The 19,335-nt window shown below is 61.8% G+C and carries 18 protein-coding genes; 11 read left to right on the forward strand and 7 right to left on the reverse strand.

Going from position 1 to position 19,335, the window contains the following annotated elements; all coding sequences use genetic code 11:
• Positions 1 to 11 precede the first annotated feature (11 nt).
• Together ACHMXK_RS00625 and ACHMXK_RS00630 are read left to right on the forward strand one after the other, a co-directional pair.
• A complete protein-coding gene (locus ACHMXK_RS00625) occupies positions 12 to 1,079 on the forward strand; it encodes a dihydrodipicolinate synthase family protein (RefSeq protein ID WP_397436752.1) in 1,068 nt (355 codons plus the stop codon).
• Positions 1,076 to 1,864 carry an ABC transporter ATP-binding protein gene (locus ACHMXK_RS00630; protein ID WP_397436754.1) on the forward strand — a complete coding sequence of 263 codons (789 nt, stop codon included), beginning with the start codon at positions 1,076 to 1,078 and terminating at the stop codon, positions 1,862 to 1,864. Before ACHMXK_RS00625 ends, ACHMXK_RS00630 begins: the two co-directional genes overlap by 4 nt.
• A gap of 88 nt (positions 1,865 to 1,952) precedes the next feature.
• Here ACHMXK_RS00630 and ACHMXK_RS00635 read toward each other — a convergent pair whose 3' ends face one another.
• From ACHMXK_RS00635 to ACHMXK_RS00655, 5 genes are all read right to left on the reverse strand, one after another.
• Positions 1,953 to 2,756 carry a gamma-glutamyl-gamma-aminobutyrate hydrolase family protein gene (locus ACHMXK_RS00635; protein WP_397436756.1) on the reverse strand — a complete coding sequence of 268 codons (804 nt, stop codon included), beginning with the start codon at positions 2,754 to 2,756 and terminating at the stop codon, positions 1,953 to 1,955.
• A gap of 165 nt (positions 2,757 to 2,921) precedes the next feature.
• Positions 2,922 to 4,367 (reverse strand): sensor histidine kinase, encoded by a 1,446-nt coding sequence (locus tag ACHMXK_RS00640; protein WP_397436758.1) that lies wholly within the window; start codon positions 4,365 to 4,367, stop codon positions 2,922 to 2,924.
• A 134-nt stretch (positions 4,368 to 4,501) separates the two neighbouring features.
• Complete coding sequence (locus ACHMXK_RS00645) at positions 4,502 to 5,176, reverse strand: response regulator (RefSeq protein WP_397436759.1); 675 nt, start codon at positions 5,174 to 5,176, stop codon at positions 4,502 to 4,504.
• Between the two features lie 108 nt (positions 5,177 to 5,284).
• On the reverse strand, positions 5,285 to 6,211 hold the full coding sequence (locus ACHMXK_RS00650) for an N-formylglutamate amidohydrolase (protein ID WP_397436761.1): 927 nt from the start codon (positions 6,209 to 6,211) through the stop codon (positions 5,285 to 5,287).
• A 141-nt stretch (positions 6,212 to 6,352) separates the two neighbouring features.
• Positions 6,353 to 7,318, reverse strand: coding sequence for a tripartite tricarboxylate transporter substrate binding protein BugE (locus ACHMXK_RS00655; RefSeq protein ID WP_397436762.1), 966 nt, complete (start codon positions 7,316 to 7,318; stop codon positions 6,353 to 6,355).
• A gap of 110 nt (positions 7,319 to 7,428) precedes the next feature.
• On the opposite strand from ACHMXK_RS00655, the gene ACHMXK_RS00660 reads away from it, so the two are divergent.
• A complete protein-coding gene (locus tag ACHMXK_RS00660) occupies positions 7,429 to 8,370 on the forward strand; it encodes a LysR substrate-binding domain-containing protein (RefSeq protein WP_397436764.1) in 942 nt (313 codons plus the stop codon).
• A gap of 14 nt (positions 8,371 to 8,384) precedes the next feature.
• Here ACHMXK_RS00660 and ACHMXK_RS00665 read toward each other — a convergent pair whose 3' ends face one another.
• The gene (locus ACHMXK_RS00665) at positions 8,385 to 8,879 is read right to left on the reverse strand and encodes a MarR family winged helix-turn-helix transcriptional regulator (RefSeq protein WP_397436766.1); all 495 of its coding nucleotides are present in this window, start codon (positions 8,877 to 8,879) and stop codon (positions 8,385 to 8,387) included.
• Between the two features lie 165 nt (positions 8,880 to 9,044).
• Here ACHMXK_RS00665 and recA point away from each other — a divergent pair, with 165 nt between their 5' ends.
• Positions 9,045 to 10,157 carry a recombinase RecA gene (gene recA / locus ACHMXK_RS00670; RefSeq protein WP_397436768.1) on the forward strand — a complete coding sequence of 371 codons (1,113 nt, stop codon included), beginning with the start codon at positions 9,045 to 9,047 and terminating at the stop codon, positions 10,155 to 10,157.
• 93 nt (positions 10,158 to 10,250) lie between these two features.
• On the forward strand, positions 10,251 to 10,733 hold the full coding sequence (gene recX, locus ACHMXK_RS00675; protein ID WP_397436769.1) for a recombination regulator RecX: 483 nt from the start codon (positions 10,251 to 10,253) through the stop codon (positions 10,731 to 10,733).
• A gap of 195 nt (positions 10,734 to 10,928) precedes the next feature.
• Here recX and argC read toward each other — a convergent pair whose 3' ends face one another.
• On the reverse strand, positions 10,929 to 11,840 hold the full coding sequence (argC, locus tag ACHMXK_RS00680; protein WP_397436771.1) for an N-acetyl-gamma-glutamyl-phosphate reductase: 912 nt from the start codon (positions 11,838 to 11,840) through the stop codon (positions 10,929 to 10,931).
• A 201-nt stretch (positions 11,841 to 12,041) separates the two neighbouring features.
• On the opposite strand from argC, the gene sucC reads away from it, so the two are divergent.
• The 6 genes from sucC to ACHMXK_RS00710 all read left to right on the forward strand — a co-directional run bounded on the left by sucC (position 12,042) and on the right by ACHMXK_RS00710 (position 19,308).
• A complete protein-coding gene (gene sucC / locus ACHMXK_RS00685) occupies positions 12,042 to 13,202 on the forward strand; it encodes an ADP-forming succinate--CoA ligase subunit beta (RefSeq protein ID WP_397436773.1) in 1,161 nt (386 codons plus the stop codon).
• 17 nt (positions 13,203 to 13,219) lie between these two features.
• Positions 13,220 to 14,113 carry a succinate--CoA ligase subunit alpha gene (gene sucD / locus ACHMXK_RS00690; protein WP_397436775.1) on the forward strand — a complete coding sequence of 298 codons (894 nt, stop codon included), beginning with the start codon at positions 13,220 to 13,222 and terminating at the stop codon, positions 14,111 to 14,113.
• Positions 14,114 to 14,249: 136 nt separating this feature from the next.
• Positions 14,250 to 14,951: a TerC family protein gene (locus ACHMXK_RS00695; protein ID WP_397436777.1), complete on the forward strand. Its 702-nt coding sequence runs from the start codon at positions 14,250 to 14,252 to the stop codon at positions 14,949 to 14,951.
• 567 nt (positions 14,952 to 15,518) lie between these two features.
• A complete protein-coding gene (locus tag ACHMXK_RS00700) occupies positions 15,519 to 16,304 on the forward strand; it encodes a Stp1/IreP family PP2C-type Ser/Thr phosphatase (protein ID WP_397436779.1) in 786 nt (261 codons plus the stop codon).
• Between the two features lie 40 nt (positions 16,305 to 16,344).
• Positions 16,345 to 16,995 carry an FHA domain-containing protein gene (locus tag ACHMXK_RS00705; protein WP_397436781.1) on the forward strand — a complete coding sequence of 217 codons (651 nt, stop codon included), beginning with the start codon at positions 16,345 to 16,347 and terminating at the stop codon, positions 16,993 to 16,995.
• A gap of 63 nt (positions 16,996 to 17,058) precedes the next feature.
• The gene (locus tag ACHMXK_RS00710; protein ID WP_397436783.1) at positions 17,059 to 19,308 is read left to right on the forward strand and encodes a CHASE2 domain-containing protein; all 2,250 of its coding nucleotides are present in this window, start codon (positions 17,059 to 17,061) and stop codon (positions 19,306 to 19,308) included.
• The last annotated feature ends 27 nt before the right edge of the window (positions 19,309 to 19,335 follow it).

Below are 19,335 nucleotides of genomic sequence, written 5' to 3' on the forward strand. Positions count from 1 at the left end.
CAGGAGTCCCCATGCCCTTGAATCGATCCGACCTGCCCGAAGACGTGCTGGCGCTGCTGGCGCAAGGCACGGTGATCCCGGCCCACCCGCTGGCCCTGAATGCCCAGCGCCAGTTTGACCGCCAGCGCCAGCGCGCGCTGACGCGTTATTACGTGGATGCCGGCGCCGGCGGCCTGGCCGTCGGTGTCCACACCACGCAGTTCAGCATCCGTGAACGTGGCCTGTACGAACCCGTGCTGCGCGCGGCCATGGAAGACCGCCTGGCCTGGTCCAGCCGGCCCATGGTCATGATCGCCGGCTTGTGCGGCAGCACGGCCCAGGCACGTGCCGAGGCACAAATCGCCGTCGGCCTGGGTTACCACGCCGGCCTCTTGAGCCTGGCGGCGCTGGCGCATTGTTCTGAAGACGAACTGATTGCTCACTGCGAAGCCGTGGCGCAAGAAATCCCGCTGATCGGTTTTTACCTGCAGACGGTGGTGGGCGGGCCGATTTTGTCCAGCGACTTCTGGCGCCGTTTTGCCTTGATCCCCAATGTGCTGGCGATCAAGGTCGCGCCTTTCAACCGTTACCGCAGCATCGATGTGGTGCGCGGCCTGGTCGATGCGCGGGCCGAGGATCGGGTGTTTTTGTACACCGGCAACGACGACCATATCGTGCTGGACCTGGCCTTGCCCTTCACCGCCATGCGTGAGGGCCAGGCCGTGAGCGTGCGTTTTCGCGGCGGCTTGCTGGGCCACTGGTCGGTCTGGACTGCCAGCGCGGCCAAACAACTGGCGCAGATCAAGGCCGAACTCGCGGCCCACGGCGGCGCCTTGAGCCCGGAATTGCTGGCACTCGACTCCCGCGTGACCGACTGCAATGCGGCTTTCTTTGATGTGCGCAACAACTTCCACGGCTGTATCGCCGGCTGCCACGAGGTGCTGCGGCGCCAGGGCTTGCTCGAAGGCATCTGGTGCCTGGACCCGGCCGAAGGCCTGGGTGCCGGCCAGTCCGAAGAAATCGACCGCATCTACCAGGCGCATGGTGACCTCAGCGACGATGCTTTTGTGCGCGAAAACCTGCAGCGGTGGTTGTCATGAGTCTGGCCATGCCGCGCCAGGGCGAGCCCCTGATCAGCATGCGCAATCTGCGCAAGGTGTACCGCAAGGGCACGCAGGAGTTTCTGGCGATCTCCGACGTCACCATGGACATCCACGCAGGCGACATGGTGTCGCTGGTCGGACCTTCGGGCTGCGGCAAGTCGACCTTGCTGAAAATACTTTCGGGCCTGCATGGCCATGACGGCGGCGACCTGCAGATTGGCGGCGCCAGCGGCGCGGCTTTCGAGCCAGGGCGTGATGTGGGCATGGTGTTTCAGCAGCCGCTGCTGCTGAAGTGGCGCAACATCCTGGAGAACGTGCTCTTGCCCGCCGACATCCTGGGCCTGCCGCGCAAGGCGGCGGTGGAGCGCGCCCACGGCCTGCTCGACATGGTGGGCCTGAACGGCTTTGCCAACAAGTTTCCCTACGAGTTGTCGGGCGGCATGCAGCAACGCGCCTCGATTGCGCGGGCCTTGATCCACGACCCCAAACTGGTCTTGATGGACGAACCTTTTGGAGCGCTGGACGCGCTGACCCGCGAGAAGATGAACCTGGAAATGTTGCGTATCTGGGCGCAAAGCCGCAAGACCTTTGTGGTCGTGACCCACAGCATCCAGGAGGCGGTGTTTCTCGGTTCACACTGCGCGGTGATGACCGCCGGGCCGGCGCGTATGGCCGACTTTTTCCCCATCGATTTGCCCGGGCCGCGCAAGTTGCACCTCAAAACCACGCCGGCCTTCGGCGCTTATGTGACGCGGATTTACGACCGCTTGGGTGTGGAATAAACGGGTCGCCAGTTGCTATTGAATGAATAGCTGCTTGCGCCCGCCCCTTCTGAGCTGGAGGCCTGTTTCTCTTAAGACTCGGCGGGTTTTATGCCGGCGCGGCGTGTTTTTGCTTCGCCGCCGCCACGGCGTCCAGAAAATCGTCGAGCAAGGCGCGGTCGTCTATCGTGTCCGAACCGGGCTGGTGAAACTCGGGGTGCCACTGCACGGCGGCGATATAACTTTTGGCCGGGTCGCGCCGGCGTATCGCCTCGACCAGACCGTCGCTGATGCTGAAGGCCTCGGCCTGGAACTCGGGCGCCAGGTCCTTGATCGCCTGGTGGTGGATGCTGTTGACGCGCACGCGCTCCACACCCGGGTACAACAGGGACAGGCCAGAGCCCTGGACAATGTCCACACTGTGGTAATTCAAGTCGTAAGACGCCGCATCGCGGTGGCGGAAAGATTCCGGCACCTGGGTCTCCACGTCCTGGTACAAGGTGCCGCCAAAAGCCACGTTGAGCAATTGCAGGCCGCGGCAGACCCCAAACACCGGTTTGCCCAGGCCTTCAAACGCCGTGACCAGCGCCTTGTCGTATTCGTCGCGCAGGCGGTCGCCGCTCCAGCGTTCTTCCAGCGGTATTTCGCCATAACTGCCGGGCCAGACATCGGCGCCGCCATGTAACACCAGGCCGTCCAGCCACTGCGCATAGTGGTCAAAGGTCACGTCGCCGCGCTGGGTGGCGCCGGTCGGGCAAGGCACCATGACCACCATGGCGCCGGAGGACATCAACCAGTGGGCAATCGACTGCTCGACATATTGCAAGGTCTTGCCGGTGAACAGGGAGCGGGCGTGGTCGGGGTGGGAGAAGCAGGCGGACAGGCCAATCTTCAGGCGTCGGGCTGCGGGCATAAGGCATCCTCAAAAAGTTGCGCAAGTCCAGTGTCCTCCAGCGCGGTCGGGCCGGGCTATAGGACAAAGCCGCATTTTTCGGTATTTACCTGCCTTGCTTTGTTTTTGATAGCTGCTTGCGCCTGGTGTATCAGGGCTGGAGCCCTGTTTGATACATGAATGTGCTCATTCCGCCGGCCTGTCCATGCCGATAAAACGCACGGTCACCCGGGTGCCCGGCGACTGCGGGTGACCGGCCACACTGGCGTCGTCGATGCTGATGGTGGCGCCGTGTTGTTTGGCAATTTCCAGCACAATCGCCAGGCCCAGGCCGGAGCCGTCGACGTTGGTGCCGAGGGCGCGGTAAAAAGGCTGGAACACCAGCTCGCGTTCGGACTCCGGAATGCCCGGCCCCGAGTCTTCGACCAGCAGCACAATCACGCCGCTGAAACGGTCGGTCAGCAGCCGCACCGTGACATGGCCACCTTCGGGCGTGTAGTTCAGCGCGTTGTCGAGCAGGTTGCGCACCAGCTCCTTGAGCAGGGTCGGGTTGGCCTCCAGCAGGCTGGCGCGTTCGCCAACGGCTGGGCCCTCGTAACCCAGGTCTATGTGTTTTTCCAATGCGCGTGGCACCGAGTCCTGGATCGCTTCGGAGAGGATGTGCACCAGGTCCAGTTGGTGTTTGGCCAGGCTGCGGCCTGTGGTTTCGGCACGCGCCAGGGCCAGCAACTGGTTCACGGTGTGGGTCGCCCGTATGCTGGCGCGGCCTATGTGTTTCAGCGATTTTTTCAGCTCGTCGGCATCGGTCTCGCGCTGCGCCAGGTCGGCCTGCATGCGCAAACCGGCCAGCGGGGTTTTGAGCTGGTGCGCGGCATCGGCCAAAAACCGTTTTTGCGTGGTCAGCGAAACCTTGAGCCGGCTCAACAAATCGTTGATCGAGGAGACCAGCGGCGCCACTTCTTCCGGCACCACGGTTTCGTCCAGCGGGCTCATGTCGTCGGGCTTGCGCGCACGTATGCGTTTTTCCAGCTGGTCCAGTGGTTTGATGCCGCGCACCAGCGCCAGCCAGACCAGCAACACGGCCAGCGGCAAGGTGACAAACTGCGGCACCATCACCCCCTTGACGATTTCGGTGGCCAGGGTTTTGCGTTTGCCGAGTGTTTCGGCGACCTGCACCAGCATGGGCCGGGCGCCCGGCACATCGACCTTGATCCAGGTGTAGGCCACACGCACATCTTCGCCCTGCACCTTGTCTTCGCGCAGGCGCACCTCGCCGTCAAAAGCGCTTTCTTCGTCGGGTGGTGGCGGCAGGTCTTGTTCGCCGCTGAGGAATTCGCCGCGTGTGCCCATCACCTGGTAATACACCAGGTCGGTGTCATCGGCGCGCAGGATTTCGCGCGCCGGCGCCGTCAGGTTGAACTGCACCTGCTTGTTTTTGACCACGATCAGTTTGGCCAGGGCCTGCACGTTGTATTCCAGCGCGCGGTCAAAAGGTTTGCCGGCAATGTTTTGCGCCACCAGCCAGGTCAGCGCCAGGCTGATGGGCCACAGCAGCAACAGCGGCGTGAGCATCCAGTCGAGAATCTCGCCAAACAAACTCCGGCGTTCACGCTGAAAGAGTCGGAGTGCCACAGATCAGCAAGCGTGGCGGACGTGCTCTTTACGCCAGCCGGGGCCGCGGAACCGGCTTTGCCGGGCCGCAGGCGCAGCGGCCCCCCCGGGGGGCAGAGAGCTACACGCAGTGAGCGAACGTGGGGGCTCCATTTCTAGCCGGGGATTTTTTCTAGGCAGTAGCCCAGGCCGCGCACCGTGGCGATGCGTATCGGGCCTTTTTCAATCTTCTTGCGCAGCCGGTGGATATACACCTCGATCGCGTTGTTGCTGACCTCTTCGCCCCATTCGCAGAGGCGCTCGACCAGCTGGTCCTTGCTGACCAGGCGGCCGGCGCGTTGCAGCAACACTTCCAGCAGGCCTAACTCGCGCGCGGACAGCTCCAGCATCTGGCCGTCTATGGTGGCCACACGCCCGGCCTGGTCGTAAATCAGCGGGCCGTGTTTGATGGTGCTGCTGGCGCCGCCCATGCCGCGCCGCGTCAGTGCGCGCACCCGGGCTTCCAGTTCCTGCAGCGAAAACGGCTTGGCCATGTAGTCGTCGGCGCCGTAGTCCAGGCCTTTGACCCGTTCCTCCACGCTGTCGGCGGCGGTCAGGATCAACACCGGCATGGCCGAGCCGCGGGCGCGCAGGCGTTTCAGCACCTCCAGCCCGTGCATGCGCGGCAGGCCCAGGTCCAGGATCAATAAATCAAACTCGGTGTTGGTCAGCAAGGCCGCATCGGCTTCGCTGCCGCTGGCCACGTGGTCGGCCGCCGCGCCGGAAGCACGCAAGGTGCGTAACAGGCCATCGGCCAGAACCTGGTCGTCTTCGGCAATCAGAATACGCATGGCTGTCTCCTGTTGTAGGGGCGATCTTAGAAGACCGTCTATCGCCGCATTTTACGGCGCCCCTGACTTCAGTGAGACGCGGCCTGTTGCCGCTGCAGGTTGACGGCTTTAGCGCGGGTCCGTGGCCAGCAGCTTGACGACCAGGGCTTGCAGGTCGGTTTGCAGGCGTGCCATGCCGGCCGGGTCGAGCGCCAGGCTTTGCTCGTCCATGTAGAGCTTGCGGTTGATCTCGATCTGGATGCTGTGGCGATGTTGCGCCGGGTCGCTGTAACGGCGCACCAGTTCCACACCTTTGTAGGGGTAGTTGTATTCCACGCTGTAACCGCAGGCACGCAGGTGCGCACAAATCATGTGCGACAGGGCCGGGTCGGCGGTGCTGCCATCGCGGTCACCGATCACAAAGTCGGCATGCACCAGGCCGGGGAAGTTGGTGGCGTGGCTGGCCGCCACGGCCGGCATGGAGTGGCAGTTGATGTGAATGCTGTAGCCGTGGCGCGTATGCGCGGCTTCAATTGCTTGCTGCACGGCGGCGTGGTAGGGCTTCCAGCAACGCTCGATACGCGCACGCACCTCGTCCACGGTGAGCAGCCGGTTGTAGATGGGCTCCCCTTCGTCGGTGAACTTCCAGATCAGGCCTTTGCCCAGGCGCACCTTGGACAAGACCTCGGGGTCGGTCGCCAGCGGCTCGGTCCAGGCGCCGTCCAGCAGCGAGGTGTCGAGTTCGGTGGTGTTGCGGTTGGCGTCCAGGTAAATACGCGGGAAATGCGCTTCCACCCAGGCCACGCCCAGGGCCGGGGCAAAGCCGTAAATTTTTTCGACGTGGGTGTCTTCGGCCCGGCGCAGTGTCGGCAGGTCGCAGACCGAGCCGAAATCGGCCGGATAGACGGTGCCGCTGTGCGGCGAGTCCAGCACCAGCGGCGTGTTGCCGGCCTGCTGGCTGACCATGGCCGGCGCGGCCGTGGTGGGGGTCGATCCCGACGCGCCCGGCTGGGCGTGCTGGAAACGTTGGTTGATGAGTTTCAGTGCTGCGTGCATGGGGGAAATCCGTGAAAGCGCGCCGGGTGGAAAGCCGTCGAGGCAGCCCGGCGCAGCAGGCCTGGTCAGCCATGCTAGCGCTGACCGTGACAACACGGTCAGCGCGGCACAGCAGGGCCGGGCGGGTGGGCTGAGCAGTGCTTAGTCCAGGCTGACCTTGGCGTAGGCGGCCACGCCCTTCATTTTCTTGATTTCTTTCACGATTTGCGCAGAGAAGTCCTTGGACGTGGTGCCCGACGGGTACAGGCCTTGCGCGGTCATGCGCTGGCGCACGGCCGGGTCTTGCAGGGCTTGGGCCACGGCTTGCTGGATACGATCCACGGCAGCGGCTGGTGTGCCGGCGGGGGCCACCAGGCCGAACCAGGACGGGTCGTTGTTGGCGGGGTAACCGAGCTGGGCGTAGGTAGGCACCTCGGGCAACACGTCCAGGCGGGTCGGCCAGGACACGGCCAGGGCCTTCAGTTTGCCCGAGGCGATATGCGGCAGCGACGAGGCGACCTGGTCGAAATACACAGGCACCTGACCGCCCAACACGTCGTTGATGGCCGGGCCGGCACCGCGGTAGGCAATGTGCACCATGGAGGTGCCGGTGCTGCTCTTGAACAGCTCGCCCCACATGTGGCCAATCGTGCCGTTGCCGGGGGTGGCGTAAGACACCTTGCCGGGGTTGGCCTTGAGGTATTTCACCAGTTCGGCGAAATCTTTCACCGGCAGGATCTTGGGGTTGATCACGATCACGCCCGGGGCTTTCACGAGTTCCGTGACGCCAACAAAGTCCTTGATCGGGTCGTAAGGCAGCTTGCTGTAAACCGCGGGGTTCACGCCATGGGTGGACAGTGTGGCCACGCCGACCGTCAGGCCATCGGGTGCGGCACGGGCGACTTCAGCCATGCCGATGGAGCCGCCGGCACCGCCGCGGTTTTCCAGCACCACGGGCTGCTTCAGGATGCGCGACAGCGCTTCCTGCAAGCCGCGCACGCTCATGTCGGTGGCGCCGCCGGGTGGGAAGGGAACGATCACGCGCAGAGGTTTGCCTTCTTGGGCGAAAGACATTCCAGGAATGAAAGATGCGGCGGCCAGGGAAGCGAGCAGATGACGACGTTGCATGAGGGAGTTCTCCAATGAATGAGGACAAGATTAATCGAACTGACGATTAATAAAAAGCAATTCATGTGCCTAACATCATTCCAATATGGAATGTTATGATGCATTTCACCATGTCTTTGCGCCGGCTCACCCCTCCCTTGCATTTGCTGCGGGCGTTTTCCACCGTGACCCGTTTTGGCGGGGTCTCGCGCGCGGCCGAGGCCTTGCACCTGACCCAAAGCGCGGTCAGCAAACAGGTCAAAGAACTGGAATCCTGGGTCGGTGTGCCACTGTTTGAGCGCAGCCGCAAACGCCTTGCGCCCACACCGGCCGGCGAACATTACGAAAAAGCCGTGCGTGCCGTGCTGGCGCAACTGGAAGCCGCCACGCTGGAGCTGATCACCAGTGACGACGGCGGGGGTGCGCTGCACCTGTCCAGCCTGCCGACTTTTGGCGCCAAGTGGCTGATTCCCCGCCTGCCCCAGTTCCAGCAACTGCACCCGCAAATCACCCTGCACTTTGTGCCTTATGTGCACAGCTACGACTTCGAGCGGCCCGAACTCGACTGCTCCATTTTGTTTGGCGAAGGGCATTGGCCGGGCGCCCGGGCGCATTACCTCACGGGCAACGATGTGGCGCTGATTGCGCCGCGCACCCGCGTCGCCGACTGGCCGATAACCTCGCCGCAGGACGTGTCGCGCTACACCTTGCTGCGCCACGTCACGGTGCCCGAGGCCTGGGTGCGCTGGAGCGAGACCCATGGCGTGACGGAGTTGAATTCGCTGGCCGGCCCGCAGTTTGACCAGTTCCAGACCATGATCCGCGCCGTCATGGCCGGCATGGGCCTGGCGTTGGTGCCGCGTTGCCTGGTACAGGACGAAATCACCGCCGGCATGGTGCGCGAGCCGCTGGCGGGCGGCGGTTACCAGAGCGACATGGGTTACTGGTTTTGTTACCCCGAAGCCAGGCGCCAGATCCCGACACTCAGCTGTTTTCGCGAGTGGCTGCTGACGGTGGCTGTGCCGCCCTCTGCCGCACTGCCCCTGCTGGCTGGCCCGGCCGTGCTGGGCTGAAGGACCAGCCGGGTTTATGCGCCGCCGGCGTAAGCCTCCAGCCCAATCGCCACCACCGTGGCCACGTTGTCACCCACTTCCTCGCGGAACTCGGCTTCGGCCTGGGCCACGGCATCCCGAAAAGCCTGCAGCCAGTCCAGACCGGTGGGTGTGAAACACACACGCCGCGCCCTGGCGTCGCGCGGGTCGGCCTCACGGGTGACCAAGCCCCAGGCTTCACACTGGTCCACCAGGTCGCCCATGGCCTGTTTGCTCATGCCGGCACTGTGCGCCAGCTCGGTCAGGCGGGAGCCACCGACCGCCAGGTGCCGCGTGATGTGGATGTGCGCCGCGCCCACCTGTGCCCGCGCCGCCAGATTGGACAGCGCCAGCGGCACATCCACATTGCGCGCCATCAACACCAGTACCCGTTCGTCGAAGCGGCGTAAGGCGTGGCCCAGCAGGCGGCCCAGGTGGGTGAGGCGCCAGTTTTCCTGGTCGGCAGGGCTGGGGGCGGGGCTGGTATCCATGGCCAAAATGATAGCCCAATTGATCAGGCAAACTGACTAAAAACAGGGTTTACTTATTTATACGACGCCCATAAAGTACTGGTCATGCATCCAGCGCTGTGATTAAAAGCAGAGGCTGACGGTGATGCCCCAGTTTTTACCCGATTGATTTTCAAGGAGATTTCCATGGACCTGCCGAACAAAGCCAACCCCGCCCTGAACACCGAAAAAGCCAAAGCCCTGCAAGCGGCCCTGGCCCAGATCGAAAAGCAGTTCGGCAAAGGCACCATCATGAAGCTGGGCGCCGGCGAGGTGATCGAGGACATCCAGGTCGTCTCCACCGGCTCGCTGGGTCTGGACATTGCGCTGGGCGTGGGCGGCCTGCCGCGCGGCCGTGTGGTTGAAATCTACGGTCCGGAATCGTCCGGCAAAACCACGCTGACCCTGCAGGTGATTGCCGAGATGCAAAAACTGGGCGGCACCTGCGCTTTTGTCGATGCCGAACACGCGCTGGACATCCAGTACGCGCAAAAACTGGGCGTGAACCTGCAGGACTTGCTGATCAGCCAGCCCGACACCGGCGAACAAGCCCTGGAAATTGTTGATTCCCTGACCCGTTCCGGCGCGGTGGACCTGATCGTGGTCGACTCGGTCGCGGCACTCACCCCCAAGGCTGAACTCGAAGGCGAAATGGGCGACTCCCTGCCCGGCCTGCAAGCACGTCTCATGAGCCAGGCGTTGCGCAAGCTGACCGCCCACATCAAAAAAGCCAATTGCATGGTGATTTTCATCAACCAGATCCGCATGAAGATCGGCGTGATGTTCGGCAGCCCGGAAACCACCACAGGCGGCAATGCGCTGAAGTTTTACGCCTCGGTGCGCCTGGACATCCGCCGCATCGGCTCGATCAAGAAGGGTGAAGAAGTCGTCGGTAACGAAACCCGGGTCAAGGTGGTGAAAAACAAGGTCGCTTCGCCCTTCAAGATGGCAGAGTTCGACATTCTTTACGGCGAAGGTATCAGTCGCCTCGGCGAGGTGCTGGATCTGGGGGTGGCCGGCCACATCGTCGAAAAAGCCGGCGCCTGGTACGCCTTCAACGGTGAAAAAATCGGCCAGGGCCGCGACAACTCGCGCGAGTTCCTGAAAGAAAACCCTGAACTGGCGATCGAGATCGAAAACAAGGTGCGCGAGTCGTTAGGCATTCCCTTGATCCAGGACGCGGTGGGCGGCAAACCTGAAAAGGCCGAGAAGCCCGAAAAGGCCGAGAAGGCTGAAAAAGCCTCCAAAGCCGCAGCCTGAAGTCCGGGTTAGGCCCCGGTTGCGCCTCAAATCGGGTTCAGCCCTTAATTCATCAGCGCAAGCAGCTATCAAAACAGCAGTGAGTCAATAGCCATGCCTCGTTTGACTTCGGACAAACCGTCCCCGGCCGCCGGCTTCGGTCTGTCCTTGAAAGGCCGGGCCCTGCGTTACCTTGCGGCGCGTGAACATTCACGTGCCGAGCTGGAGCGCAAGCTGGCCGCCCATGCCGAGTCGCCGGAGCAACTGGCCCAAGTGCTCGACGAGTTGCAGGCCAAGGACTTCATCAGCGAGGCGCGGGTGGTCGAATCGGTGATCAACCGGCGCGCCGCCCGTTTTGGCGCGGCGCGTATCCGTCACGAGTTGCAGGGCAAGGGGCTGGCGCCCGAAGCCGTGGCCGACGCCGTCAACCGCCTGAAATCCAGCGAAGTCGAACGCGCCCGCGAAGTCTGGCGCAAAAAGTTTGGCGAACCAGCGCTGGACGCGGCCGCACGCGGCAAACAGATGCGTTTTCTGGCGGCGCGCGGTTTTGGGGCGGATGCGATCCGCCGCGTGGTGTCGCAGGCCGAGGATGACTGAATAGCTCTGCTGGCCAGGATTGCAAGAAAAATTGGCCGCTAGCCCAATAGATTCGGGCGCAAGAAGCTATCAAACTAATAGCGATCGTGGGGACGCTTCATGCCAGCAAGGGCCGCGGAACCGGCTTCGCCGGGCCGCAGGCGCAGCGCCCCCTCGGGGGGCAGCGAACCACGCGCAGTGGGGAGCGTGGGGGCTCTAGAGATTCAGCATCAGTTGGAGGTTCTGGACCGCGGCGCCGGAAGCCCCCTTGCCCAGGTTGTCCAGTCGTGCAATCAGCACCGCGTGGCGATACGTTTCGTTGCCAAACACGCGCAACTCCATTTTGTTGGTGTCCTTGAGCGCCAGAGCGTCCAGCTTGCCGGACTCGGGCGCGGCCTCTACCGTCACCCATGTGCTGCCGGCGTAATGCTTGGCCAGCACCTCGTGCAGCTGTGCGGCCATTGGCTGGCCGGGCAACAGGTCCAGGTGCAGCGGCAGTTGCACCAGCATGCCTTGAATGAAGTTGCCGACGGAAGGCACAAACACCGGGCGGCGCGTGAGGCCGGTGTAGAACATGATTTCCGGCAGGTGTTTGTGTTCCAGACCCAGGCCGTAAAGCTCGTAGGCCGGGGCGTTGCCGGCCTCGTAGGCCTCAATCATCTGGCGGCCACCACCGGAGTAACCACTCACCGACGGCAGGCTCAAGGGGAAGTCGGCCGGCATCAGGCCGGCATCGACCAGCGGGCGGATCAGCGCAATCGCGCCTGTGGCGTAACAGCCCGGGTTGCCCACACGGTCGGCGGCGGCCACGGCGGCGGCTTGTGTCCGGGTCAGTTCGGGAAAGCCATAAACCCAGCCCGGCGTGGTGCGGTGGGCGGTGGAGGCGTCAATGATTTTGGGTTTTTTGCCCGGCAGGGAGTCGATCATGGCGACCGATTCGCGCGCGGCGTCATCGTGCAGGCACAGAATGACAAGGTCGACCTGGGCCATCAGCTCGCGTTTGGCGGCGGCATCCTTGCGCAAGGCGGGGGCGATGCTGACCAATTCAATCTGCGGCATGGCTTGCAGACGCTCGCGGATCTGCAGACCCGTGGTTCCCGCTTCACCGTCGATAAAAACCTTGGCCATGGTGGCTTATTCCCCTGTGGAAAGTGCGTATTACTAAAGTATAAATTCGGCACAAGAATTGTGCATCGCAACATGATACAGTTCTGCGCTGCTGCGTGCAGTGATCGAAGGCCTTACATTTTGGTGAATTCTGCGGAATGTGGCAGACAAACATCAGATCATGCGAGCGCCCCCCATTTACCGACTCCTGGAAGTAATTTCATGAAAATTCACGAGTACCAAGGCAAGGAAATCTTGCGCAACTTTGGTGTCCCTACGCCACGTGGTATCCCCGCGTTCACAGTGCAAGAAGCGGTGGAAGCCGCGCAAAAACTTGGCGGCCCGGTCTGGGTGGTCAAGGCCCAGATCCACGCCGGTGGCCGTGGCAAGGGTGGCGGCGTGAAGGTGGCCAAGACGATTGAAGACGTCAAACGCATCGCTGGCGAAATCCTGGGCATGCAGCTCAAGACGCACCAGACCGGCCCTGAAGGTCAGAAGGTTCGCCGCCTCTACATCGAAGACGGCGCCGACATCCAGAAGGAATACTACGTTTCCCTGGTGACCGACCGCGCCACACAAAAAGTGGCCTTCATCGCATCCAGCGAAGGCGGCATGGACATCGAGGAAGTGGCGCATGCCACCCCCGAAAAAATCATCACCGAATACATCGACCCGCTGACCGGTCTGGGCGCTGAGCAAGCCACCAAGATCGCCAACGGCATCGGCCTGCCCGCCGAGTCCACTGCCCAGGCCGTGGACATCTTCCAGAAGCTCTACAAGTGCTACATGGACACCGACGCATCGCTGGTCGAAATCAACCCGCTGAACCGCGACAGCAAGAACCAGCTGATGGCGCTGGACGCCAAGTTCAACTTCGACCCGAACGCCCTCTTCCGTCACCCTGAAATCGTGGCTTTCCGCGATCTGGACGAAGAAGATCCGGCTGAAATCGAGGCTTCCAAGTTCGACCTGGCCTACATCTCGCTGGACGGCAACATCGGTTGCCTGGTCAACGGTGCCGGTCTGGCCATGGCCACCATGGACACCATCAAGCTGTTCGGCGGCGAGCCGGCCAACTTCCTGGACGTCGGCGGCGGCGCCACGGCCGAGAAGGTGACCGAAGCCTTCAAGATCATGCTGAAGAACCCTGAAGTCAAGGGCATCCTGGTCAACATCTTCGGCGGCATCATGAAGTGCGACACCATCGCCGAAGGCGTGATTGCTGCCTGCAAGGCCGTGAACCTGTCGGTTCCGCTGGTCGTGCGCATGAAGGGCACCAACGAAGACCTGGGCAAGAAGATGCTGGCCGAATCCGGTCTGCCCATCATTGCCGCAGACACCATGGCCGAAGCCGCGACCAAAATCGTGGCCGCCGTCAAGTAAGCCCAGGAGAAACAAGCATGTCGATCTACATCAACAAACACACCAAAGTCATCACGCAGGGCATTACCGGCAAGACCGGTCAATTCCACACCCGCATGTGCCGCGACTACGCAAACGGCAAGGAATGCTTTGTCGCCGGCGTGAACCCCAAGAAAGCCGGCGAAGATTTCGAAGGCATCCCGATTTACGCCAATGTGACCGAGGCCGCCCAGGCGACCGGCGCCACCGTGTCGGTGATTTACGTGCCGCCCGCAGGCGCAGCCGCCGCCATCTGGGAAGCCGTGGAAGCCAACCTGGACCTGGCCATCTGTATCACCGAAGGCATTCCCGTCAAGGACATGCTGGAAGTGCGCAACCGCATGAAGGCCAAGGAAGCCGCCGGCGGCAAGAAAACCCTGCTGCTGGGCCCCAACTGCCCTGGTCTGATCACGCCTGACGAGATCAAGATCGGCATCATGCCCGGTCACATCACCAAGAAAGGCCGCATCGGCGTGGTTTCGCGCTCCGGCACGCTGACCTACGAAGCCGTGGCACAGCTGAGCGAACTGGGCATTGGTCAGTCGTCCGCCGTGGGCATTGGTGGCGACCCGATCAACGGCCTGAAACACATCGACGTGATGCGCGCCTTCAACGATGATCCGGACACCGACGCCGTCATCATGATTGGCGAAATCGGCGGCCCCGACGAAGCCGAAGCCGCTGAATGGTGCAAGGCCAACATGAAGAAACCAATCGTGGGTTTCATCGCTGGTGTGACGGCGCCTGCCGGCAAACGCATGGGCCATGCCGGTGCGCTGATTTCCGGTGGTGCCGACACGGCGGATGCCAAGCTGGCCATCATGGAAGCCTGCGGCTTCACGGTCACGCGCAACCCCTCCGAGATGGCCAGGTTGCTCAAGGCGCTGCTGTAAGGTGATTGCAAAAACTTGACCTCGGTCAAGTGCATAAGCAGTAATACCAATCGTGGTAAGCCGTATTGCGGCTTAGACTCTAAAAAAACGAAAAAGCGCTCCCCAGCGCTTTTTTTAATTCATAACAGGAGCTCTCATGTTTTTCGGTCTCGACTTCGCGTCCCCTCTTTTCTGGAGCGCCTTCGGCTCCATCATGATCGCCAACATCGTTTTGTCCGGCGACAACGCCGTGGTGATTGCCATGGCTGCCAGAACGCTGGAGCCGCATCAGCGCGGCAAAGCCATTTTCTGGGGCAGCGCCGCGGCGATTGTCATGCGGATTATTCTGACCATCGTGGCGATCCAGCTCTTGAGCCTGCCCTACCTGAAGATGATAGGCGCGGTGCTGCTGGTCTACATCGGTGTTGATCTGCTCAAGGGCGAAGACAACGGCGATGAATCCGGCCAGGAAATCAGCGGCATGATGGCCGCGATTCGCACCATCCTGCTGGCCGACCTGGTGATGAGCCTGGACAACGTGCTGGCCGTGGCCGCTGCCGCCAAGGGCAACCTGCCGCTGCTGGTCCTGGGCCTGCTGGTCAGCATCCCGCTGATCGTTTTTGGTGCCACCTTGCTGACCAAGGTCATGGAGCGTTTCCCCATCATCATCACGATCGGCGCGGCCCTGCTGGGTTTCCTGGCCGGCGAGATGTTGTTGACCGATCCGGCCGTGACCAGCCGTTTTGGCCAGATTGCCGAGCAAACCGTGACCTTTGGTGGCATCCTGGGCGCCGTGCTGGTGGTGGCGCTGGGCACCTACCTGCAAAAGCGCGGCAAAAGTCCAGTGACTGGCTCCTGACTTTCCTGTCTGCCCGTCGGTCCACGTTTGACGTGAACTTGCGGGCCGCAAGCTCAGAAAACCCGGGTCAAACCCCGGGTTTTCTGCTTTTGGCGGGCCACTTTCCGTGGGACTACCTAAATCCATTGCAGGATGTGTAAAAGTGCCTTGTCCGCCTGCACGGCGTCTGTTAATGTCCACATCCGGGATATTTGTAACTAATAAGTAACAATCGTCGGCTGGTAGCGACGAAAAAAGAAACATAACAGCGGATATGAACAGCGAACCAGGGGGCGTGGCGTGAGCACCACAGCAAACAAGCGCAGGCAATTCCGGCGGGCCGACAGGGGCGTGGGGGCTCGCGTGGTTTTGGCCGTCCCGATGTTGTACACCGCCACCGACTTTTTCGGTACCAGCACCTTGCGCCAACCCTCAGACCGGATGGCGATCGTGGCCATCGACAAGCAAGGCCTCGCCAGCATGGGGCATCGGCTTGGGTCGCGCGGTGTACACGCCCGGTTGCCTCTTCTCTTTCGGATGCCCCGGCAGGCCACGCCGATACAGATTTGAATCCATAACAAGAATACGATGCTCTACGAGATCTGCACCCAGACCGATCCTGGCTTGACGCGGGACAACAACGAAGATGCGCTGACGTTTGATGCCGTGACCAACCTCTGCATTCTGGCCGACGGCATGGGGGGTTACAACGCGGGGGAAATCGCCAGCGGCATGGCCGTCGCGTTTATCCGCTCGGAACTGGGTCGCTGGTTGTCGCAGGCGGGCAAACACGCGAATTCCCGGGAGGTGCGGCGTGCTATGGAAATTTGCGTAGAAAACGCCAACCACTCCATTTTCAACGCGGCCAATTCCAACCCGCAATATTCCGGCATGGGCACGACGCTGGTGGTCGCTGTATTTCAGGGCACGCGCCTGATGTTGGGCCACATCGGTGACTCGCGTTGTTACCGCTGGCGTGCGGGCCAGTTTCAGCAGATCACCAAGGACCACTCCTTGCTGCAGGAGCAGATTGATGCGGGACTGATCACGCCGGAACAGGCGCTCACCTCGGTGAACAAAAACCTGGTCACGCGGGCCTTGGGCGTGGAAGACTCGGTGTTGCTGGAAGTCAACGAACACCGCGTGGAGTTGGGCGATATCTACCTGATGTGCTCCGATGGCCTGTCCGACATGGTCAGCGACCAAGCGATTGCGGCTATTCTATCGGGGGCCAAGCCGCTGGAGCAAACAGCCCGGCAACTGGTGGTTGCGGCCAATGCGGGCGGTGGGCGGGACAATATTTCAGTGTTGCTGGTGCGCGCCAAGGAGGCCTCGGTCAAGCGCGGCCTGTTGTCCAGAATGATGGGGAGGTAGCCAGAGTGAGTGCCATATTAAAAATAGACAGGAGTCGGCCATGCCGAAAATGATCGTCTCTATTGACGGTGTTGTGATTAAAGAGGTGCAGCTGACCAAGGACCGTACGTCCCTGGGTCGGCGGCCTTACAACGACATCGTTATCGACAACCTGGCCGTCAGTGGGGAGCATGCTGTTCTGCAGATGTCGGGCAATGAAGTTTTTGTCGAGGACTTGAACAGCACCAATGGGACTTATCTCAATGGCAAAGCGGTCAAGAAGCAACAACTGGCCAATGGCGACACGGTCGAAATCGGCAAGTACAAGATCAAATATGTGAATGAAGCCGCGAACGCCGGCTTCGAGAAGACCATGATCATCAAGGCGGGCTCGCCCGGTGTAGCTGCACCCGCCGCGCCAGCACCCGCACCGGTGGAGGGGGGCGCAGCTTCCAGTGCCGCCATCAAGGTGATGTCGGGTGCCGCCGCCGGCCGCGAAGTCGCGCTGGTCAAGGTGGTGACCACCATTGGCAAGCCCGGGGTAGCGGTTGCCGCCATTACCAAAAGGCCTCAGGGTTTTGTGGTGGCCCATGTGGAAGGTGACAACCGGCCCACCCTCAACGGCGCGTCCATCGGGACCGATCCCGTCCCGCTCAAAAACGGCGACCTTCTTGAGCTGGCGGGCACGCAAATGCAGTTCGTGCAGCATTGAACCCGGCGGTTTTCTGGCCTTGACCGGAAAACCGCTTTCAAGCGCAGCTCCCCAAGAGGCCTTATGCGACTTTTTGCCCGGCATTGGCCTCGGATTCTTGTCACGCTGATCCCACTCGTTTTTGCTTTGCTGCATGCCGGCGCGGTGCTGCGCCTGGACGTGTTGCAGCGACTGGACGACATTCTTTACGATGCCCGCCTGCGCGCCACCATGCCGCGCACGCTGGATGAGCGCATCGTTATTGTCGATGTGGATGAAAAAAGCCTCGCCGAAGTGGGTCACTGGCCTTGGGGACGCCACCATCTGGCGGACCTGGTGGAAGAGCTGTTGGGCCGGCAGCAAGCGGCATTGCTGGGCTTTGACGTGGTGTTTGCGGAGGCCGACAACAGTTCCGGCTTGAAGCGGCTCCAGCAACTGGCCCGGCGCGAACTGAAAGACCAGCCGGTCTTTATCGACAAACTCAGCCAACTCCAGGACAGCCTGGACCACGATGCCCGTTTTGCCAAGGCCATTGAAAAAAGGCCGGTGGTGCTGGGGTATTACTTCACCAGCGACCGCGATGGGCGGGTCAACGGCATGTTACCTGCGCCGGTGATGGACCGCGAGGCCCTGCAAGGCCGGCCTATACGCTTCACCAATTGGAACGGTTACGGTGCCAATATCGACCTGCTGGCGAAGGCGGCACCCATGGGCGGGTTTATGAACTCAATCACGGAAGGTGACGGCGTGGTGCGCTCCATTCCCTTGTTGGCCGAGTTCAAAGACCAATACTACGAATCCTTGTCTCTGGCCATGTTTCGCATGCTGGTGGGCCTGCCCGGCGTGGAGCCTGGTTTCCCGCAGGGAAAACTCCTGACCGCTCACTACCGGGGCCTGGAGAGCATCCTGCTCAAACAGGGCAACAAGTCCCTGGCCATTCCGGTGGACGAGCGGGTGGCGACCCTGGTGCCCTTTCGGGGGGCGGGGGGGGCCAATGGCGGCTCGTTCCGCTACATCTCGGCATCCGATGTGCTGGCGCAAAAAATGGCACCAGGCCAGTTAAAGGACAAAATCATCCTGCTGGGTACCACCGCACCGGGTCTGCTGGACCTGCGGGTGACGCCGGTTGGCGAGACCTACCCCGGTGTCGAGACCCACGCCAATGTGATTTCAGGATTTCTGGATGGCAAGGTCCTGGTGAAACCGGACTACGCGGTGGGTTACGAGGTGCTGTTACTCATTCTGTCAGGCTTGACCCTGGCGTTTGTGTTGCCCTTGTTGTCCGCGCCCAAGGCGGTCGCCACCAGCGCAGCCATGGTGGCTGCGCTGGTCGGGCTTAATTTCTGGCTGTATTCGGCGTATGGCCTGGTGTTGCCCTTGGCCACCGCCTTGGTCATGGCGCTCACGGCCTTTGCCCTGAACATGAGTTACGGTTATTTTGTCGAGAGCCGCTCCAAGCGGGAGTTGGCCAACCTGTTCGGCACCTACGTACCGCCCGAGCTGGTCGATGAAATGGTCAAAGACCCCGACAGCTACAGCATGAAAGCCTCGGCCAAGGAGCTCACGGTGATGTTTTGCGACATGCGTGGTTTTACCCAGATGTCTGAAACCATGGAGCCCACGCAACTGCAGGCCTTGCTCAACAGCGTTTTCAGCCGGCTGACGGACCTGATCCGTAGCAACCGTGGCACCATCGACAAATACATGGGGGACTGCGTGATGGCCTTCTGGGGCGCACCTGTGGACACGCCGGCCCATGCCAGCCTGGCGGTCAAGACCTCGATGGAAATGGTGCAGGTCGTGCGCCAGCTCAGCGAAGAGCACCGGATCAAAGGTCTGCCGGAGATCGGTATCGGCATAGGCCTGAACACCGGGAGCATGTGTGTGGGTGACATGGGATCCCACATACGCCGCAGCTACACGGTGATTGGCGACGCGGTCAACCTGGGCGCTCGCCTGGAGGGGTTGTCCAAAACCTATGGCGTTGATACCGTGGCCAGTGAGGCCACCCGCCAGTTGGCGAGCGACTTTGCCTGGCAAGAACTCGACAAGGTTCGGGTCAAAGGCAAAGACCAGGCGGTGGCGATTTTTTGTCCTGTGGCGCCTTTAGACCAGGTCGACCAGCAGCTCGGCAGCGAACTGAAAGAATGGACTTTGGCCCTCAAGGCCTATCGCGACCAGGCCTGGGATGATTGCGATGTGCATTTGCTCAATTTGCAGCGCATGAATGCGAAAAAGTACCTTTACCGGCTGTATGCAGAACGTGTAGCCTCCATGAGGCTGTTGCCGTTGGATCCCGCCTGGGACGGTGCAACCAACTTTGACACCAAGTAAACCCTCACCATCAACGCACCAGACCTT

The organism is Polaromonas sp. UC242_47 (assembly GCF_044452385.1).
Lineage (GTDB): Bacteria > Pseudomonadota > Gammaproteobacteria > Burkholderiales > Burkholderiaceae_C > Polaromonas.

What these genes read in the sequence shown, in the direction of transcription:
- recA (WP_397436768.1), top strand. Translation starts at nt 9,045, where the DNA reads ATGGACCTGCCGAACAAAGCCAACCCCGCCCTGAACACCGAAAAAGCC.
- ACHMXK_RS00665 (WP_397436766.1), bottom strand. Translation starts at nt 8,879, where the DNA reads ATGGATACCAGCCCCGCCCCCAGCCCTGCCGACCAGGAAAACTGGCGC.
- ACHMXK_RS00700 (WP_397436779.1), top strand. Translation starts at nt 15,519, where the DNA reads ATGCTCTACGAGATCTGCACCCAGACCGATCCTGGCTTGACGCGGGAC.
- ACHMXK_RS00650 (WP_397436761.1), bottom strand. Translation starts at nt 6,211, where the DNA reads ATGCACGCAGCACTGAAACTCATCAACCAACGTTTCCAGCACGCCCAG.
- ACHMXK_RS00645 (WP_397436759.1), bottom strand. Translation starts at nt 5,176, where the DNA reads ATGCGTATTCTGATTGCCGAAGACGACCAGGTTCTGGCCGATGGCCTG.
- ACHMXK_RS00705 (WP_397436781.1), top strand. Translation starts at nt 16,345, where the DNA reads ATGCCGAAAATGATCGTCTCTATTGACGGTGTTGTGATTAAAGAGGTG.
- sucD (WP_397436775.1), top strand. Translation starts at nt 13,220, where the DNA reads ATGTCGATCTACATCAACAAACACACCAAAGTCATCACGCAGGGCATT.
- recX (WP_397436769.1), top strand. Translation starts at nt 10,251, where the DNA reads ATGCCTCGTTTGACTTCGGACAAACCGTCCCCGGCCGCCGGCTTCGGT.
- ACHMXK_RS00635 (WP_397436756.1), bottom strand. Translation starts at nt 2,756, where the DNA reads ATGCCCGCAGCCCGACGCCTGAAGATTGGCCTGTCCGCCTGCTTCTCC.
- ACHMXK_RS00695 (WP_397436777.1), top strand. Translation starts at nt 14,250, where the DNA reads ATGTTTTTCGGTCTCGACTTCGCGTCCCCTCTTTTCTGGAGCGCCTTC.
- ACHMXK_RS00625 (WP_397436752.1), top strand. Translation starts at nt 12, where the DNA reads ATGCCCTTGAATCGATCCGACCTGCCCGAAGACGTGCTGGCGCTGCTG.
- ACHMXK_RS00710 (WP_397436783.1), top strand. Translation starts at nt 17,059, where the DNA reads ATGCGACTTTTTGCCCGGCATTGGCCTCGGATTCTTGTCACGCTGATC.
- ACHMXK_RS00630 (WP_397436754.1), top strand. Translation starts at nt 1,076, where the DNA reads ATGAGTCTGGCCATGCCGCGCCAGGGCGAGCCCCTGATCAGCATGCGC.
- ACHMXK_RS00660 (WP_397436764.1), top strand. Translation starts at nt 7,429, where the DNA reads ATGTCTTTGCGCCGGCTCACCCCTCCCTTGCATTTGCTGCGGGCGTTT.
- sucC (WP_397436773.1), top strand. Translation starts at nt 12,042, where the DNA reads ATGAAAATTCACGAGTACCAAGGCAAGGAAATCTTGCGCAACTTTGGT.
- ACHMXK_RS00655 (WP_397436762.1), bottom strand. Translation starts at nt 7,318, where the DNA reads ATGCAACGTCGTCATCTGCTCGCTTCCCTGGCCGCCGCATCTTTCATT.
- argC (WP_397436771.1), bottom strand. Translation starts at nt 11,840, where the DNA reads ATGGCCAAGGTTTTTATCGACGGTGAAGCGGGAACCACGGGTCTGCAG.